Below are 17331 nucleotides of genomic sequence, written 5' to 3'. Positions count from 1 at the left end.
GTATTGCCGTGGTGGGCTAGCGGTTTTCGGGTCCGACGTTCTGGCTGCACTGGTCAGGTGCCCGGATCTCGCCGGCCGCGAACCTCCATCGGACGCGGGCGTTCTGGGGGTGAGCTGTTGCGGTAGGAGATGTTCAGAAATGCTCAAAGTCGTTGACTATCGAGCACACGCGTGGTCGCAGATTGGTCTGCGGGGGGAGCTAGCGTGGCCGTATGCCGGTAAACACGACGTCGTGAATTGTTCGTGCGATTAGATCTTCGTCGAGCGTATCGTCGGTGATTAGGTAGGTCAGTGCGCTGGTGGTGACTGCACCGAATAGCGCGATGGCGGCAGCTCTGGGGTTGTCGAGAGCCTCGAGTGAACGGTCGTTAGCGCCCGCGCGAAGCAAGGTCTCGACGGGTTCGAAGTAGGCAGTGCTGATCATGTTGGCGATGACGGGCATGCGGGCGGCGCGGCCCAGTTCTCCTATGAGGGCGCGACAGACAGCGGGCCGCTGGGCCATCACGCGCAGTTGGGCACTGATGACGTCGTGCAGGCGTTGGGCGGCGGCGCCGTCTGCCTCGACGATCGCGGTGACCTCGTGCGCGACGTGTTGTAGGGCGTCTTCGAGGAGGAAGGCGAGTATTTCTTCTTTGCCGGCGAAGTAGTAGTAGAGCGTGGCCTTGGCGATGCCCGTGGTCGCGGCGACGTCTTCGATCTTTGTGTCGTTGAGCCCGCGCTCGGCGAAGAGTTCGGCCGCGGCAGGCAACCGGTCGGCAATCTGAGCGGGAATCTTCCGCATAAAGTCCTCCCCTCGGTTTAAACTCTCAGTCTAAACCGACGTTCTGCAATGTGGCAGGAGACGCTATGTCGACGGTACAACTTCGCTACGATCCCTTTGACGCGGAAATTCAGGACGACCCCTACCCCGTCTACCGGCAGCTACGCGACGCGGCACCGGTCTATCACGCCGCCGATACCAACACCTGGGTACTTAGTCGCCACGCGGATGTCATCAGCGCGCTGCTTGACCATCACAGCTACTCGTCGGTCGACGGAGTATTTCCGACTCCACCGGGCTCGACTTTTCGCGAATCGCTGCTGCCGATGATGATTTTGATGGATCCCCCGCGACACGATCAGCTGCGGGCATTGGTTAGCAAGGCCTTCACCCCGCGACGAATCGCGGCGCTGACGTGCGCGATCGAGGACCTCGCTGATCAGTTGACGGCCGGCCTGATCCAGGAAGCCAGTTCGGCCGATTTCGTCGCCGACTTCGCAGCTGTACTACCAGCGATGGTGATCGCTGATTTGCTCGGTGTGCCGCGCGAGGACCGTACACAATTTCGGCGATGGTCGAACGCGTTGGTGCAGTCCAATCCCACCCACGGCGAGACCGGCGAGGCTTTGGCAGCCGCGGCCGCGATCTATGGCTACTTCACCGATTTCCTCGCCGACCGCCGCGGCCAACCGCGCGACGATTTGATGTCAGCGTTGGTGTGTGCCGAGATCGACGGAAAGCACCTTAGTGACGACGAACTGCTTGGCTTTTGCCTGCTGCTGCTGATCGCCGGTCATGAGACGACGTCGAATCTGCTGGCCAACGCCGCGGTGGTACTGGCCGACTATCGCGACACCCGCCACCGGCTGGCTGGCGATGAGAGCTTGCTCGGGGCAGCTGTTGAGGAGCTGCTGCGGTATGACTCACCGGCTCAAGGACTTTCGCGAACGTTGACCCGCGACGTGACAGTGCATGGCGTCACAATGTCGGCGGGTGATTCGGTGCTGTTGTTGTTCGGCTCGGCTAATCGTGACGAACGCGTGTTCGCTGATCCCGACGTGTTTGACATCGGGCGCAAACCCGAACACCAAGTGGCATTCGGCCGAGGCATTCACTTCTGTCTCGGTGCGTCCTTGGCCCGGATGGAGGCCCGGATCGCGTTGCGCGCCTTGCTGGCCCGCGTGCCCAACTGGGAAGTCGACTTGGGCCGCGCGCAGCGCCTGCGGTCGGGCCCGATCCGAGGCTATTTGTCGTTGCCGATCTCCTGGTCGGCGAACTAGCCGCGCTGCGGTCCAATTGGCTGTGACCGATCCAGTCGAATGGGCGGTGGGGCGCCCAACTAGCGGGAGATGGTTGGCTGGGGAGGATTCACGTTGGCGCTGCGATGAAGAAAATGTGGATCGTCCTGGTCATCGTGGCGGTGGTGGCGGTAGCGGGCTTCTGCGTACTGCGGCTTCGCACCTTTTTCGGCGTCCACGACGATCAGACGATGACCAGCGGCATCGCCGATGAGATCAAGCCGTTCAATCCCAAGCGCGTGGTTTACCAGGTTTATGGTCCCCCGGGGACGGTGGCCAACATCAACTACTTGGACATCAATGCCCAGCCCCAGAAAGCTAGCAACGTGCCTTTGCCCTGGACGCTCTCGGTTACCTCGACGCTGCCCTCGGTGAGCGTCAACATCGTCGCGCAGGGCGACAGCAACCAAATCGGCTGCCGGATCATCGTGGACGAGGTGGTCAAGGACGAAAGGTCGAGTCAGGGTATGAATGCGCAAACGTTCTGCATAGTGAAGTCCGCATGACCGATGACCGGGCCGCAGGGCTGCCGCATATGCCGGTTTTCGCGCGAACGGTCCACAAACTCGCGGTGCCCGTCGTCTTTGCCTGGGTGGGGCTTGTCGTCGTCCTCAGCGTCTTGGTTCCATCGCTGGACGCGGTCGCCGAAGAACACACCGTGTCGATGAGCCCCAAGGACGCGCCGTCGATGCAAGCGATGAAGCACATCGGCAAAGTATTCAACGAATTCAACAGTGACAGTGCGGTCATGATCGTGCTGGAAGGTGACAAGCCGCTGGGCGATGAGGCCCACCATTTCTACGACCAGATCGTCCGCAAACTCGAGGCTGACACGAAACACGTCCAGCACGTCCAGGACTTCTGGGGGGATCCGCTGACGGCCGCCGGTTCGCAAAGCTCCGACGGCAAGGCCGCCTATGTGCAGGCGTATCTTGCTGGTAACCAGGGCGAGAGCCTGGCCAGCGAGTCTGTCGCGGCGGTCCGCAAGATCGTGGACAGCGTGCCTGCGCCGTCGGGGGTCAAGGCCTATGTGACCGGCGCTGGGGCGTTGATCGCCGATCAGCACTCGGCCGGACAAAAGAGCCTCCAGAAGGTCACGATCATCACCTTCGTGGTGATCATCGTGATGTTGCTGTGGGTATACCGCTCGATTATCACCGTGTTCAGCACGTTGTTCATGGTGGTGATCGAGGTGATGGCGGCTCGGGGGGTTGTCGCTTTCCTGGCCTACAACAACATCATGGGATTGTCGACCTTCGCGGTTAATATTTTGGTGCTGTTGGCCATCGCCGCTGGGACAGACTATGCGATCTTTATTCTCGGCCGATATCAAGAGGCGCGCGGCCTAGGCGAGGACCGCGAAAAAGCCTTCTACACCATGTTCCACGGAACCGCGCACGTCGTCCTTGGCTCTGGCCTGACTATTGCCGGTGCGATGTATTGCCTGAGCTTTACCCGGCTTCCGTATTTCCAGACTATGGGTATCCCTTGTGCGGTCGGGATGCTGGTCGCCGTTGCTGCCGCGCTGACCTTGGGTCCGGCGGTCCTGACCGTCGGCAGTTTCTTCAAGCTGTTCGATCCTAAGCGCAAGATGCGGACCCGGGGATGGCGACGGGTGGGCACCGCGATCGTGCGCTGGCCCGGGCCAATTCTCGCGGTGTCAGTCGCGATCGCCCTCATCGGTCTACTCGCCCTACCCGGTTATCAAACCAATTACGACAACCGGCTGTATTTACCCCCGAGCGTCCCCGCGAATATCGGCTACGCCGCCGCCGAACGGCATTTCCCCGCGTCCCGGATGAATCCGGAATTGTTGATGATCGAGACCGATCACGACATGCGCAACCCGGCGGGCATGCTGGTGTTGGACCGGATCGCCAGGGGGGTCTTCCACATCCCGGGTGTCGCGCGCGTCCAGGCGATCACCCGGCCGCTGGGAACGCCGATCGAGCACACCTCAATCCCGTTCCAGATCAGCATGCAAAACACCACGCAGGTCGAAAACCAGCAGTACATGCACCAGCGCATGGACGACATGCTCAAGCAGGCCGACGCGATGCAACAGTCCATCGACACCATGCAGCGCATGTACAACATCACCTCGCAGATGGCCGCGGTCACCCACCACATGGACGGCCTCACGCATGAAATGTTGGATGTCACAAACACATTGCGCGACAACATCGCCAACTTCGATGATTTCTTCCGGCCGATTCGCAGCTACTTCTACTGGGAAAAGCACTGCTTCGACATCCCGGGCTGCTGGTCGCTGCGATCCCTCTTCGACGCGCTCGACGGTCTGGATCAGATCACCGAAAAATTCACCTATCTTGCCGGCGACATATCTCAGCTGGACGCCTTGATGCCGCAGATGCTGGCGCAGATGCCGCCCATGATCGCCACCATGACGACCATGAAGCAAATGATGCTGACCATGCACAGCTCGATGTCGTCGCTGTATGACCAGATGGACGTGATGAGCCAAAACTCGACCGCCATGGGCCAGGCCTTCGACGCCGCCAAGAACGACGACTCGTTCTACATCCCGCCGGAAGTCTTCGACAACCCCGACTTCAAGCGCGGTCTGAAGATGTTCCTGTCGCCGGACGGGCACGCGGCCCGCTTCATCATCTCCCATGAAGGGGATCCCGCGACCCCGGAAGGCATTTCGCACGTCGAGCCGATCAAGAACGCAGCCAAGGAAGCCATCAAGGGAACTCCGCTGGAGGGCGCCAAGATCTACCTTGCCGGCACCGCCGCGGTCTACAAGGACATGCGCGACGGCTCCAAATACGACCTGATGATCGCGGCAATAGCTGCGGCCAGCCTGATTTTGATCATCATGCTGATCATCACCCGAAGCCTGGTCGCCGCGGTCACCATCGTGGGCACGGTGCTGATCTCGTTGGGCGCCTCGTTCGGACTGTCCGTGCTGGTGTGGCAGGACATCATCGGCTTCAAACTGCACTGGATGGTGCTGGCGATGTCCATCATCTTGATGCTGGCCGTCGGATCCGACTACAACCTGCTGCTGGTGTCCCGTTTCAAAGAAGAAATCGGTGCCGGTTTGAAAACCGGAATCATCCGCTCGATGGCCGGCACCGGTGCGGTGGTGACGTCTGCGGGCCTGGTCTTCGCCGCCACCATGGCCTCGTTCATATTCAGCGATTTGAAAGTCGTCGGGCAGGTCGGCACCACCATCGGCCTGGGTCTGCTGTTCGACACCCTGATCGTGCGCTCATTCATGATGCCGTCCGTCGCCGCGCTGCTGGGGCGCTGGTTCTGGTGGCCGCAGCAGGTACGCACTCGCCCGGCCAGCCAGCTACTTCGGCCCTACGGGCCACGTTCGGCGGTTCGCGCCTACCTGCTGCCCCGGCAAGATGACCCGCAGTCGGCGACCACCGACCGGTTCCCGGCGGCCTCACCGCACTACTAAGCCATCACCGCTATCGCCGCCCAGTCCTTTAGCGGCACATCCACGACGGTCCGCGTAACCGGCCCTCCCGCGACGTTCAGCGATCAAATCGATTCGGCTGAGCAGGATTTGATTGTCATCTCCGTCGTGACCGCCGGGCTGATAGCGCTGATCTTGCTGGTCATCTACAGGTCACTGTTTACCGCGTTGCTGCCTCTGTTGGTTATCGGGGTCAGCCTTGCGGTAGGGCGCGGAGTGCTCTCGGCGCTGGGCGAAGCGGGAATGCCGGTGTCGCGATTCACCATCGCGTTCATGACGGCGATTCTGTTGGGCGCCGGCACCGATTATTCGGCATTTTTGATCAGCCGGTATCACGAGCAGCGCCGCCAGGACGTCTCGGCTGACCTCGCGGTGATCAACGCAACCGCCACCATCGGCCGGGTGATCCTGGCCTCCGCCGCGACTGTGGCGTTTGCATTTCTGGCCATGGTTCTTTGCAAAGCTGAGCGTTTTTGGCGCGCTGGGCCCAGCGTGCGCGATAGCCGTCTTCGTCGGAGTCGCGGCCACCGTGACATTGTTCCCTCCGGTATTGGCGCTGGCCGCCAAACGGCGGCATTGGCGAACCCAAAGCCGACCGCACACGCCGCTACTGGAACTGGATCGCCGTGGCCGTAGTCCGCCGACCCACCCCACTGCTGGCCGCCAGCCTGGCCCTTGTATTAGGGCTAGCGGCTGTCGCGCTGACCATGCGCATGAGCTACGACGACCGCCAAGGAGAGCCGGACACAACCGCCAGCAACGAAGGTTATCACCTGCTGGACAGGCACTTTCGCAAAGATATCGTCATCACCCAGTTCATGGTCGTGGAATCACGGACCGATATGCACACCGGTAAAGGCCTGGCCGACCTGGATGAGATGGCGTCTCGCGTGTCGCAATTGCCGGGCGTCACCAAAGTATCCGGCGTCACCCGGCCCACCGGGGCACGACTCGATCAGGCACAGCTCTCTTGGCAAAACGTCCAGATCGGCAACAAGATGGCCGATGCCGTCGCCAAAGGAGACGCCCACAAGACCGATCTCACCAAACTCACCGGCGGTGCCGACCAACTCGCCAGCGGCCTGGCGCAACTTGACACCACCCTTCGCACAGCGTTGACTCCGCTGACCGGTATCCTTAACCAAGCCCAGTCCAGCGGCTCGCAATTTCAGCGCTTTCGCCCTCTGCTGCAGCAACTTTCGACTACCACACCGACCATCGACCAAGCTATCCGAGCCGGACCTGGGCTACGTCAAGAAGCTCAACAAGCTCAGAATGCGATCGCCACGATCGACCCGCTGGTCGGTGCGCTCAACACCTCCCCCTGGTTTGCCTCCACACCCGAGTGCACCCAGATCCGCGACCAGGTACGGATTCTGGTGACCTTGCGCGATGGCGGCTTTTTCAGCCAGCTCGCCAACCTCGGCGACATGTACCAGCCGGGCGGCGATACTGCGGGGGGCACCATGGCAGACCTGCAGAACACGGTCACCTCGCTGAACAAGGCGTTCGGAGCGCTCGGCGACCCCGCCGACATGGCCGGCAACATCCGCCGCCTCCAAAACGGCATCAGCCAGCTCGCATCGGGCGCACAAGCCCTAGCCACCGGTGTGCATACCCTTGCCGACAGCAACATCGAAATGTTGTCCGGCATGAGTCAGATCGCCACCCAACTACAGAATTCCGCGCGGTCCAGCGCCGGTTCGGACAACTCCAGCGGCTTTTGCCTCCCGGCTAACGCCTTCGAGAATCGCCAGTTCTCCGATGTGGCAAAGCACTTCCTGTCCGCTGACGGCAAGACCGCACGCTTCGCCATCGAATCCAGCTACAACCCCTACAGCAGCGAAGCGATGGATCTCGCTCAGAAGATCACCCAAGTTGCCGATGCTGCACGCCCAACACCTCCTTGGCCAACGCCAAAATATCGATGGCCGGATTCCCCGCCGTCAACTCCGATATCCAGCGCCTTCTGTCGGCCGACTTCCATCTGCTGGCCATTGCCACGCTCGTCATCGTCGGACTGATCCTCGTCGTTCTCCTGCGCGCCTTGGTGGCCCCGCTCTACCTGCTCGGTACGGTCGTGCTCAACTACGCAGCCGCACTGGGCATCGGGACGCTCGTTTTCCAATACGGCCTCGGTAAGAAAATCGCTTGGCTGGTACCGCTTTTGGCGTTCATCATCTTGATCGCGGTGGGCGCCGACTACAACATGCTGCTGATCTCGCGGTTACGCGAGGAATCCGCTCACAACATCCGCGTCGGCGTACTGCGCACGGTCGCAAACACCGGCTCAGTCATCACTTCCGCCGGGCTCATCTACGCGGCCAGCATGTTCGGCCTTATGGTCGGTTCGGTCGCGATCATGATCCAAGCCGGGCTCATCATCGGCTGTGGCCTACTACTCGACACCTTTGTTGTCCGCACTCTCACGGTTCCCGCGATCGCCACATTGCTCCGTGAGACCAGCTGGTGGCCGCAACGTAAACGTGAGGACGCTTGAAACTCTTGCATTTTGACTAAAATACCGACGATTACGCACCTTCATCTGAGTCATGAGCGGTGTTGGGTCCAGCGAAGCGGACGAGCTGGTCAAGAAGCTCTCCGAAACCGGCGATGTCGCCGTGGGCGGCGAAGTGTTCGGGTTCTACCGTGATGAAAACCGCTGTTGCGGTGAAACGAATGACGCCATCTTCACCGACCCCCTCGCCAGTGTAAGGCACGTCCTTGCCGCACGCTGATACGTGCGCTAATGCGGTGGGGCTGGTGTAGCGGAACCGGCGCTAGATACTCGATCGCGAGATTGCGCGTGACCGCAGGCGTGCCGGCGATCCACAGGGTGAAGCCCAAAAGGTCGTCGCACGCCGCCGCGATAGCCCCGCCGTGCGCCAAGCCGGGCGCACCGATATGACGCTCATCGAATGCCACATCGGCATATACCTCATCGTCCAGACGATAGACCTCTAGCTGCAGGCCACTGGAATTCTCGGGTCCCGCAACCCATACAGGTAGGCGTGTGTGACGGCAGGCGTTGCGGTTCAGTTGAATTTGGAGCATCCAAGGTTGCGGCCTCGTTTCCGGTTGGACGTGTTCGATAACTTCGGCCATTGCGGCCTTAAACGACGAGAAATCCCGCATTAAGGTGCCGAACGCAGCAACTTGGCGTATGCCGACCTGGCAAAGTGCAGCTCATGGTCACGGCGAGCCGCGCCGGGCGATCCAAGCGCCAGTACGGTCCGCTTCGGCGCGATACCGTTAGCACGGTACCGCAGGCATTTTGGACACGCTGCGTCACGATGGTCGAACACCGTCAGGGGGCCATTCGTCGACGCCGTCTTCGAGCGGCACATCCAGAGATCGCAGGAGCGCAGAAAAGAGTCGCCAGTTGCCAATCGCCGCGACAAGTTCTACAAGGAGCCCCGGGTCTGCTTGCAACGCATCTCGGCACACAGCCCACGTGCCATCCGAGATGGTGCCGTCACGCAGTGTCTCATCGGTCGCCGCAAGTACAGCACGTTCGGCATCGCCAAAGTGGTTAGCATTCTGCCAATCTCGCACCGCGAGCAGGTCACGCTCGGACACGTCGAGCATTCGTGCGAGTCGCCAATGTTGCGTCCATTCATAGACCGAGCCGGTGACCCAGCCGATTCGCATGATGATCAGCTCTCGCAGCCGCGCGTCGAGGTCCCCGGTCCACAGCAACGCCTCCAGCAGTCCGTTCAAGGCCATTGCCACACTAGGCTGGTGAAGCGCGATTCGGAATATCGACAACTCCGCTATGGCTTCGGGGATGCCACATTGAGCAGCGCGCCGGCGCGCGTCTGTCAGGCCGAGCATTTCGACGCGGTTTCCACTGCCCACAGTCGGTCCTTAAGTTCGTAGGTGCAGTTACTTCGTGTTGTTACGTTGTGCTGTGACCCGGGTGGGTCGGGTGAGGCGGCATGTCGGTTGCCGGCCTGGTGGTGCGGCTTGAAAGGACTGGCCGCCCGGCCTTCCTGGACTTCCTCGGGCCGCTGATTGAGATCTGCGACGTGATCGCTTGTTTAAGGAAATGCTGGCGGGGTTGTCCGTGGGGATCGTGTTGGCAGACAAGCGGATAGGAGATCGATGGCAGCGGGCCAGTTGTGGGCTGGGGTTGATGTCGGCAAGGAACATCACTGGGTGTGCGTGGTCGACAACAGCGGCACGGTGGTGTTGTCGCGCAGACTCGGCAACGAGGAGCAACCGATCCGTGCGCTGATCGGCGAGATTGACTCGTTGGCTGATCAGGTTGCCTGGACGGTGGACCTGACCACGGTGTATGCCGCCCTGTTGTTGACCGTGTTGGCTGATGCCGGCAAGTCGGTGCGCTACCTGGCGGGCCGTGCGGTCTGGCAAGCCTCGGCGGTCTATCGAGGTGGTGAAGCCAAGACCGACGCCAAAGACGCCCGGGTGATCGCTGATCAGTCGCGGATGCGCGGCGATGACTTGCCACTGCTGCATCCCGACGACGATCTGATCACCGAACTGCGGCTGCTCACCGCTCATCGCGCCGACCTGGTCGCTGACCGCACCCGCACGATCAACCGACTGCGCCAACAACTCGTTGCGGTGTGTCCGGCGCTGGAGCGGGCCGCCCAGCTCAGCGCTGACCGGGGCTGGGTAGTGCTGCTGGCGCGCTACCAGCGCCCCAAAGCCATCCGCCAGACCGGTATTTCGCGGCTGACCCGGATCCTGGCCGACGCCGGAGTGCGTAATGCCGCGGCCATTGCGGCGGCTGCGGTGGCGGCCGCCAAAACTCAAACGGTCCGACTGCCCGGCGAACAAGTGGCCGCCGGACTGATCGCTGATCTGGCGCAGGGGGTGATTGCCCTCGATGACCGCATCAAGACCACCGATGCCGACATCGAGGACCGATTTCGCCGCCATCCACTGGCCGAAGTGATCACCAGCATCCCAGGCATGGGATTTCGGCTCGGTGCTGAATTCCTGGCCGCCGTCGGCGATCCCGAACTGATCGGCTCGGCCGACCAGCTCGCCGCCTGGGCCGGGCTCGCACCGGTATCTCGAGATTCGGGAAAACGCACCGGACGACTGCACACCCCCAAGCGCTACAGCCGCCGGCTGCGCCGGGTGATGTACATGTCCGCACTGACCGCCATCCGCTGCGACCCGGCCTCCCGCGCCTACTACCAACGCAAACGAAACCAAGGCAAACGACCCATCCCAGCCACCATCTGCCTGGCCCGACGCCGCACCAACGTCCTCTACGCACTCATCCGCGACAACCGCACCTGGCAACCCGACTCACCCCCGATCACTCAGTCGGCGGCTTGACATCGTCATTGAGAGTCCTTTCAGTTGGGCACTGCTGGCACGTCAGGCCATCGGTACGAAGACGTTGTGCAAGGCCGGAATCGTGCCCGGCTCGCCATCGGCTAAGACGTCGAGTAATCGTGGTAGGCCCGCGAAACCGGCGACGTCCCGGGATAGTTCATCGAAGGGCCAACGCCCAGAGACGAGCAATTCGATCGCGCTCTGATAGGCGGGGTAATCGACCCCCAGCGAGCCGAGGACGCGTAGTTCTTTGAAAACGAGGAGGTCTGGCTCGAAGCCTGGTGCTCCGCCGCCGCCGCGGGTGCCGGCGATCACCACGCGTCCGCCTGGTCGAGCAAGTGCGACGGCGTCAGCGAATGCACCTGGCGCTTTGGCGGTGACGTCGACGACGACGTCTGCGAGTTGACCGGTCGCTCGTTGCAGGGCCTTGACCGGGTCTTCACGGGTCACGTCAATGGTCAGGTCCACGCCGAACTTGGACGCTGCGGCTAACCGTGGTCGATCGCGTGGTCCGAGTCCGGTCATAGCGACGAATGCCGCTCCGGATTCCTTCGCTGCTACGGCCGAGCAGATGCCGCGGATGCCTGGCCCCAGGACTGCGACGACGTCGCCTGACGCGGTCTCCGGCAGCGTGGCAGCCCATTTGATTCCCGCGCCCAGCGGGTTGAACAACGTAGCGACAATCGGGTCGAGTCTGTCTGGAATCGACAACAGCATGGAATCGAAGGGCAGATGCAGGTGCGTTGCGTACCCTCCCCACAGGCCGGGATCGATGTTTACGTCGACGAAGCCGAACATCGTGGCCAGTCCGTTGCGCGAGCACCTGCGATACTCACCTCGGCGGCACGCGTCGCACTCCCGGCACGATCGAAAAACCTCGACCGCAACCCGATCACCTGCCGACACACCCCAACGCGCGCTTGCGGCGTCACCGACTGCCTCAACGACACCGACGATTTCATGTCCCGGGACGAAGGCGAAGCCCGCTGGTAGGTGACCGCTGTACTGCTCGTGATCGGTTCCGCAGAGCCCGCACGCCTCGATCCGAAGGACTCCGGAGTGGCCGTCGACGGGCGGTACCGCAAGAGTGCGCCGCTCGAGGGCGCGCGGCTTGGTCAGCACGAGCGCATCGGCCTTCATGGCAGTTCGAATTCGACGCGCTGATCAGCGGGCCGCACAGTTACCTGACGTCCGACCATCATCTCTTTTGACATTTCCTTCGCCACCTTCGCATCGTCGTTGCGAGCCGCGACGCGCCGGCCGTCGGGTAGACGCGCGAGAACAGGCACCCACGAAGGGCCAACGTCGCGGTCGTGTACCACCGTGTAGCCGTCGATCGTTGCCCTACCGGATGTGTCGGCGGCAGAAGCGACTGGAACCGCAGTCGCATCAATCGCGGCCTGCGCTTCCGCCATGTCCGGTGTCTGCCACCCAGTCGGCGGCGGCGTCGCCGACCATAGGCCCAACGAGTGCTTCGTGATGTACCAACCTAATCCGGAAACCAGTCCTAGGGCGTCCGGTTCGCTTCGGCAGCGTCGAACCATCTCCACAATCGAGTGGCTGACATAGTTGTTACCCGGTCCTCCGTGGTAGGGCAATCCACCGGTCACCGTGAACCCGCGTGGATCCGCTGGATCGAGATCGAGCGCCTCGATCGCAACTTCGACCGCGGAAGGGAAGCAGGAGTACAAATCGAACCATCCGATGTCATCGGCGGAAAGGTCGCAGGCAGCTAGGAGCGCCCGTCCGACAGCGCGAATTCCCGCGGACCGACTGAGATCGGGCCGCTGAACCGGAAAGTACACGTCGTTGCAAGTGGCCGCGCACCATGGGAAAACCCATCGGTCACGAGGAACACCGATTTCGTCGGCGACTTCGGCAGCCATCATGACGAAGGCGGCTGCCATATCGACGGTGATAATGCTGTTGAGCATCTTGGGATATGGCTCGCACACCATCCGGTTAGTTGGCGAGACCGAGCTGAGCTCACTGGCAGTGCGCGCGCGCGGAAACCATGCCTGGCCGGGATGCCTCGATGCTTCGAGCGTGAAGGGGGCCATCAGGTTTCCCAGCCAGCGACGCTGCTCATCGAAGGTCCGGCCCGATCGAGCCGCAATCGCCGATTCGAAGACCGGGTACACCTGGTGCGGCCAACGCAGTCCAGCACACATCTCGGCCGCGCTCAGACCGGGGCGAGTATCGCCAAGTGACTCATCCCGGCCCTCAACGGGTTTCGGGTCTCGTCGCACCTGACCCGATCCAACCCTACGAGCTGACGCGCCGCTCTCCGCTCCGACGACTAACACCGCGTCGCTGACACCGCGCGCGATGCGGGCGCCGAGCACCTCAACGAGGTACTGAGGCGTATTACCGCCAACCGGACAACTGATGCGCCGTATTGGCGCCAGCCCAGCCGCTTCGGCAATCCTCGTCGCAGGATTGTCACGCGGAATCATCAAGATTCCGGGCGTCGCCACCATATCGATTCGATGCCCGATAGCAGCGCCCGAGTCCTGCAATGCTCGACGCACGGCCTCGGAAGCCAAATCGATGGGGTCAACGACACCGTCGTCGCGGTGCGTGATCTCACCAACTGCGACGACGACCGGAGTGCGGCGTGGAATCGGCAACGGTCAGGCCGCGGTCATCGTCGACGCCTTTGCGACATATCTGCGATATTGTCACATAAGGTGCTATACGACAACTGCTTCGATCGTCAGCCCACGAACGGCACGGGACGGCATACTTGAATGGTGACGAAAAAATCGTTGCGATGGGGCACGGCGACCGCCGCGAGCCGCGACATCGCCCGAGACCATCTGCTCGATGCCGCCGCAACGTCCCTCGAGAACAAGGGGCTACCGGGCACCACGATGGAGGACATCGCCAGGCAGGCCGGGGTGTCCCGCGCCACGGTGTATCGCTACTTTCCGAGTCGTGAATCCGTCATTTCCGGTGTTATCTTGCGGTCAGCCGAACGCTACCTCCGCCGCATTAGTGCGCGGATCGCAGCGCATGCCGATTTAGGCTCGGCGATACTGGATTTCGTCGAGGTTACACTCCGTGCGGCCCACCGTGAACCCATAATCGGATTGCTATTCGGCAGTGACGACGAACTCGCCGGCGTAGGGCTGGCCAAGGGTACGTCGGTGGCTTTGTTCGAACTCGTCGCCGAGTTCCTTCGCCCTGTCTTCGCCGCGCACTGGGATCAACTTGAGCGTGGGGTGTCGGTCGACGATGCATCCGAGTGGATACTGCGGGCTATCCTCAGCCTACTCACGGTCGAAGGCCCAAGGCAGCGCAGCCCGGAGGGCCTCGATGCTTTTCTACGAAGATTCCTGCTTCCTCCTCTGCTCACCACCACCCGGTCTTGCGCTGATGCAACAAGTACGGAGTAATGTCTCGTTAGTGGCAGCAGTATCGGTGAACGACGAGGGGCTCTAGACATGAAGTTCGAGCAGTTCAGCCAAGAGATTGCCGACGAGTTGCAGAATGCGGCGGCAACCGCGGGTGGGCTGTCCAGCTACTTGGGATTTCGGCACACCGAATTCGCCGCGGGACGTCTGGTTGTGGAGATGGATGCTCGGGACGACCTGATGACGCCGTTCGGCAACCTGCACGGCGGATGCTTGTCGGCGATGGTAGACCACTGTCTGGGCGTGGTGTTCTATCCGGTTATCCCAGCGGGATCATGGGTGGCCACAACGGAATTCAAGCTAAATCTGCTGCAGCCCGTGTCGAGCGGAGTGTGCGTTGCGGTCACCGAGATCATCGCGCTGGGCAAGCGTAGCGGTGTCGCCAGAATCGATGTCTCCAACGCGGGGCGCGCGGTATGCGCGGCGCAGGGAACCGTGACGGTGGTTAGCCCGAGGGGGTATTCCGGTTGATGGCGAGACTGAGCACGAGTGCCGTCCGAATTGGCTATCGCGGCCTAATCAAATGACTGTTACCTGCGAGCGAATCCGCACCGAAGACGGCGTCACCCTCACGGCGGATTTCTACCGGCACGACACCGCCCGCGCCGTCGTACTTCTCCTGCATGGTGGTGGTCAAAATCGCCACGCTTGGACCACCACGGCGCGCCGGTTGCATGCGCGCGGTTACACCGTCGTCGCCTACGATGCCCGAGGCCACGGCGATAGCGGGTGGGACCCGACTGGGCGATACGAACTCGCAGGACTCACATCCGATCTGCTGGCTGTGCGCGAACATGCGAGTGACGACCGCCCGCCGGTGGTCGTTGGTGCGTCGTTGGGTGGCATGACCATTTTGGGAACCCATCTGCTGGCACCAGCCGATTTGTGGTCAGCAGTCGTTCTTGTCGACATCACCCCGCGAATGGAGTTCCACGGTGCACGCCGCGTCGTGTCATTTATGGCCGCCCATCCCGACGGATTCGGCACGCTCGACGACGCGGCCGACGTCATCGCCCAATACAATCCGCACCGCGCTCGTCCCGAAAGCCTGGACGGACTGCGAAAAGTGTTGCGCCAACGCGACGATGGCAGGTGGATTTGGCGATGGGATCCGGCTTTCATCACCTCTAATTTTCAGTTCCTGCAAGGTGACCCCGCCACTGGTGCCGAACAGTTCGACGCGATCAGCGAACTGCTTGTTGAGGGGGCCCGTCGCGTGCAGGCACCAACGCTTCTGGTGCGCGGCGTCCTCTCGGATGTGACATCGCAGCAGTCGGTCGATGAATTCCTCCAGGTTGTCCCGCACGCCGAAGCGGTGGACGTTTCCGGCACAGGTCACATGGTGGCCGGCGACGACAACGACGCCTTCACTGCAGCAGTCGCCGGATTTCTCGACCGCACGATAGCCAATTCGGCCTGAGAACCTCTGAGCTGTGTGGCGCAGCCCAAAGCTGGCCATAGTTAAGGGCAGCCGACAGCTACCAAAACCAAGATATGCGTGACATCCATCCACTTAAGCAGGATGTGAATGGCCATTAGCTACAGTCGAGCGATGCACCTTCGTACCGTCTGCACCACAGTAACTTCCGGCTTGGTCGAGGGTTTCTCCCGAGACGGCGTGACCAGGTGGCGATCCATCCCCTACGCCGAGCCGCCCGTCGGGGCGTTGCGCCTAAGAGCCCCCCGGCCAATCGAGCCGTGGGAGGGAGTCTTGCCGTGTCACCGTTTCAGGTACTGTGCACCACAGCCGCGCAAATACACTTTTGTTGGCCTCGGCAAATATCAGCCGATGAGCGAAGACTGCCTGACGCTGAACGTCGTCGCGCCCGACACCAGATACGAGCGGCCGTTACCTGTGATGGTGTTCATCCATGGCGGCGCATACTTCCTCGGCAGCTCCGCGACACCGGTATATGACGGGGCATCGTTGGCTCGCAAGGGGTGCGTGTTCGTGTCAGTTAATTACCGGCTGGGCGCGCTTGGAGCAGTTGACCTCTCGTCTCTGTCTACCGACGCCTTCCGCATCGACGACAATCTTTATCTGCGTGATCTGGTTATGGCGCTCCGTTGGGTGCGTGACAACATCGCAAGCTTCGGCGGCAATCCCGACGCTGTGACGATATTCGGCGAGAGCGCAGGGGCACACGCAGTGGCGACGCTGTTGGCTGTTCCAGCTGCTAAAGGGCTGTTCGCTCAAGCCATTTCTGAGAGCCCCGCGGGAGGTTTGGCTAGTTCCCGTGAACAATCTGAAGAATACGCCGCAAGGTTTGCGGCGATTCTCGGAGCTCGGAGGCGAGACGCTGCCGCGGTCTTGCTGACCGCGCCGCCGACCGACCTCGTAGCGACTTTGGATCATCTGATCATGCAGGAAAGCCGCAACGCGCCGGGCGTATATCCGGTCGGTCCCACATATGGAACCGACTACCTGCCGCTGGATCCAATGGATTCGTTGCGCTTGGGAAAAGCACACCGAGTGCCTCTCGTCGTGGGTAACAATGCGGAAGAAGCCAAGCTGTTCACCCGCTTCCTGAAACTACTGCCAACGAACGAACCCAAGATCGAGCTGCTGCTATCGACTGTGGAATCTGCTGACCGTGAGCGGATTACGGCGGCGTACCCCTCTTATCCGAAAGCCGCTGCTTGTATTGAATTGGGAGGCGACTTCACGTTCGCATCGGTCGTATGGCAGATCGCCGACGCGCACAGCGCACACGCTCCGGTATACGTGTACCGCTATGACTACGCTCCGCGCACGTTGCGATGGTCCGGGCTGGGGGCCACTCATGCTACCGAATTGCTCGCAGTTTTCGACGTCTACAGAACGCGGTTGGGTCGGCTGCTCAGCGCGGCAGGCGACAAATATACGGCGCTGCGCATTACCGAGGATGTCCAGTCGCGGTGGTGCGCCTTCGCCCGCACAGGCGTGCCTGGCGCGGGTTGGCCCAGCCACGTCAGTGCCGACCATGCGGTGATGATCTTCGACAGGACATCGCGGGTCGAGTGTGACCCGCTTGCGGTTCGGCGCCAGGCGTGGGAGGGATTTACCTTCCGCCGCCCCTGACCGCATTCTGTGTGCATCTCGTTCCCGAC

General features: G+C 61.9%; 12 protein-coding genes and 2 pseudogenes. 9 read left to right on the top strand and 5 right to left on the bottom strand.

The window, feature by feature from the left end; all coding sequences use genetic code 11:
• Positions 1 to 199: 199 nt before the first annotated feature.
• The gene (locus AC0KS4_RS00905; RefSeq protein WP_007172295.1) at positions 200 to 781 is read right to left on the bottom strand and encodes a TetR/AcrR family transcriptional regulator; all 582 of its coding nucleotides are present in this window, start codon (positions 779 to 781) and stop codon (positions 200 to 202) included.
• 65 nt (positions 782 to 846) lie between these two features.
• On the opposite strand from AC0KS4_RS00905, the gene AC0KS4_RS00900 reads away from it, so the two are divergent.
• From AC0KS4_RS00900 to AC0KS4_RS00885, 4 genes and pseudogenes are all read left to right on the top strand, one after another.
• Positions 847 to 2040 carry a cytochrome P450 gene (locus AC0KS4_RS00900; RefSeq protein ID WP_007172294.1) on the top strand — a complete coding sequence of 398 codons (1194 nt, stop codon included), beginning with the start codon at positions 847 to 849 and terminating at the stop codon, positions 2038 to 2040.
• A gap of 104 nt (positions 2041 to 2144) precedes the next feature.
• Positions 2145 to 2564, top strand: a complete 420-nt coding sequence (locus AC0KS4_RS00895; protein WP_007172563.1) for an MmpS family transport accessory protein — start codon at positions 2145 to 2147, stop codon at positions 2562 to 2564.
• On the top strand, positions 2561 to 5494 hold the full coding sequence (locus AC0KS4_RS00890; RefSeq protein WP_007172562.1) for an MMPL/RND family transporter: 2934 nt from the start codon (positions 2561 to 2563) through the stop codon (positions 5492 to 5494). The genes AC0KS4_RS00895 and AC0KS4_RS00890 overlap by 4 nt, the downstream gene beginning before the upstream one ends.
• Positions 5495 to 8012 (top strand): annotated as a pseudogene (locus AC0KS4_RS00885) (MMPL family transporter); the annotation flags it as partial.
• Positions 8013 to 8043: 31 nt separating this feature from the next.
• Here the strand turns inward: AC0KS4_RS00885 and AC0KS4_RS00880 are convergent.
• Both AC0KS4_RS00880 and AC0KS4_RS00875 read right to left on the bottom strand, forming a co-directional pair.
• A pseudogene (locus AC0KS4_RS00880) lies at positions 8044 to 8513 on the bottom strand (PaaI family thioesterase).
• Between the two features lie 287 nt (positions 8514 to 8800).
• Positions 8801 to 9370, bottom strand: coding sequence for a carboxymuconolactone decarboxylase family protein (locus AC0KS4_RS00875; RefSeq protein WP_372457562.1), 570 nt, complete (start codon positions 9368 to 9370; stop codon positions 8801 to 8803).
• A 246-nt stretch (positions 9371 to 9616) separates the two neighbouring features.
• On the opposite strand from AC0KS4_RS00875, the gene AC0KS4_RS00870 reads away from it, so the two are divergent.
• Complete coding sequence (locus AC0KS4_RS00870; RefSeq protein ID WP_007172600.1) at positions 9617 to 10825, top strand: IS110 family RNA-guided transposase; 1209 nt, start codon at positions 9617 to 9619, stop codon at positions 10823 to 10825.
• Positions 10826 to 10867: 42 nt separating this feature from the next.
• Here the strand turns inward: AC0KS4_RS00870 and AC0KS4_RS00865 are convergent, their stop codons facing one another.
• Both AC0KS4_RS00865 and AC0KS4_RS00860 read right to left on the bottom strand, forming a co-directional pair.
• Complete coding sequence (locus AC0KS4_RS00865; RefSeq protein WP_007172287.1) at positions 10868 to 11965, bottom strand: zinc-dependent alcohol dehydrogenase; 1098 nt, start codon at positions 11963 to 11965, stop codon at positions 10868 to 10870.
• Positions 11962 to 13455: an acetyl-CoA acetyltransferase gene (locus AC0KS4_RS00860; RefSeq protein WP_007172286.1), complete on the bottom strand. Its 1494-nt coding sequence runs from the start codon at positions 13453 to 13455 to the stop codon at positions 11962 to 11964. Before AC0KS4_RS00860 ends, AC0KS4_RS00865 begins: the two co-directional genes overlap by 4 nt.
• Before the next feature lie 120 nt (positions 13456 to 13575).
• Between AC0KS4_RS00860 and AC0KS4_RS00855 the strand changes: the two genes are divergently transcribed.
• The 4 genes from AC0KS4_RS00855 (at position 13576) to AC0KS4_RS00840 (ending at position 17302) form a co-directional block, all read left to right on the top strand.
• Positions 13576 to 14223 (top strand): TetR/AcrR family transcriptional regulator, encoded by a 648-nt coding sequence (locus AC0KS4_RS00855; protein ID WP_046182710.1) that lies wholly within the window; start codon positions 13576 to 13578, stop codon positions 14221 to 14223.
• A 48-nt stretch (positions 14224 to 14271) separates the two neighbouring features.
• Positions 14272 to 14712 carry a PaaI family thioesterase gene (locus AC0KS4_RS00850; RefSeq protein WP_007172283.1) on the top strand — a complete coding sequence of 147 codons (441 nt, stop codon included), beginning with the start codon at positions 14272 to 14274 and terminating at the stop codon, positions 14710 to 14712.
• A gap of 52 nt (positions 14713 to 14764) precedes the next feature.
• Positions 14765 to 15661, top strand: a complete 897-nt coding sequence (locus AC0KS4_RS00845; protein WP_033721570.1) for an alpha/beta fold hydrolase — start codon at positions 14765 to 14767, stop codon at positions 15659 to 15661.
• A gap of 132 nt (positions 15662 to 15793) precedes the next feature.
• Positions 15794 to 17302, top strand: coding sequence for a carboxylesterase/lipase family protein (locus AC0KS4_RS00840; protein WP_033721569.1), 1509 nt, complete (start codon positions 15794 to 15796; stop codon positions 17300 to 17302).
• The last annotated feature ends 29 nt before the right edge of the window (positions 17303 to 17331 follow it).

The organism is Mycobacterium sp. NTMscope_MAC_12 (assembly GCF_976985675.1).
The sequence above is the reverse complement of the archived record's forward strand: the minus strand, read 5'-3'. Positions and strand labels throughout refer to the sequence as shown.

What these genes read in the sequence shown, in the direction of transcription:
- AC0KS4_RS00855 (WP_046182710.1), top strand. Translation starts at nt 13,576, where the DNA reads ATGGTGACGAAAAAATCGTTGCGATGGGGCACGGCGACCGCCGCGAGC.
- AC0KS4_RS00890 (WP_007172562.1), top strand. Translation starts at nt 2,561, where the DNA reads ATGACCGATGACCGGGCCGCAGGGCTGCCGCATATGCCGGTTTTCGCG.
- AC0KS4_RS00905 (WP_007172295.1), bottom strand. Translation starts at nt 781, where the DNA reads ATGCGGAAGATTCCCGCTCAGATTGCCGACCGGTTGCCTGCCGCGGCC.
- AC0KS4_RS00895 (WP_007172563.1), top strand. Translation starts at nt 2,145, where the DNA reads ATGAAGAAAATGTGGATCGTCCTGGTCATCGTGGCGGTGGTGGCGGTA.
- AC0KS4_RS00845 (WP_033721570.1), top strand. Translation starts at nt 14,765, where the DNA reads ATGACTGTTACCTGCGAGCGAATCCGCACCGAAGACGGCGTCACCCTC.
- AC0KS4_RS00850 (WP_007172283.1), top strand. Translation starts at nt 14,272, where the DNA reads ATGAAGTTCGAGCAGTTCAGCCAAGAGATTGCCGACGAGTTGCAGAAT.
- AC0KS4_RS00870 (WP_007172600.1), top strand. Translation starts at nt 9,617, where the DNA reads ATGGCAGCGGGCCAGTTGTGGGCTGGGGTTGATGTCGGCAAGGAACAT.
- AC0KS4_RS00865 (WP_007172287.1), bottom strand. Translation starts at nt 11,965, where the DNA reads ATGAAGGCCGATGCGCTCGTGCTGACCAAGCCGCGCGCCCTCGAGCGG.
- AC0KS4_RS00840 (WP_033721569.1), top strand. Translation starts at nt 15,794, where the DNA reads ATGCACCTTCGTACCGTCTGCACCACAGTAACTTCCGGCTTGGTCGAG.
- AC0KS4_RS00900 (WP_007172294.1), top strand. Translation starts at nt 847, where the DNA reads ATGTCGACGGTACAACTTCGCTACGATCCCTTTGACGCGGAAATTCAG.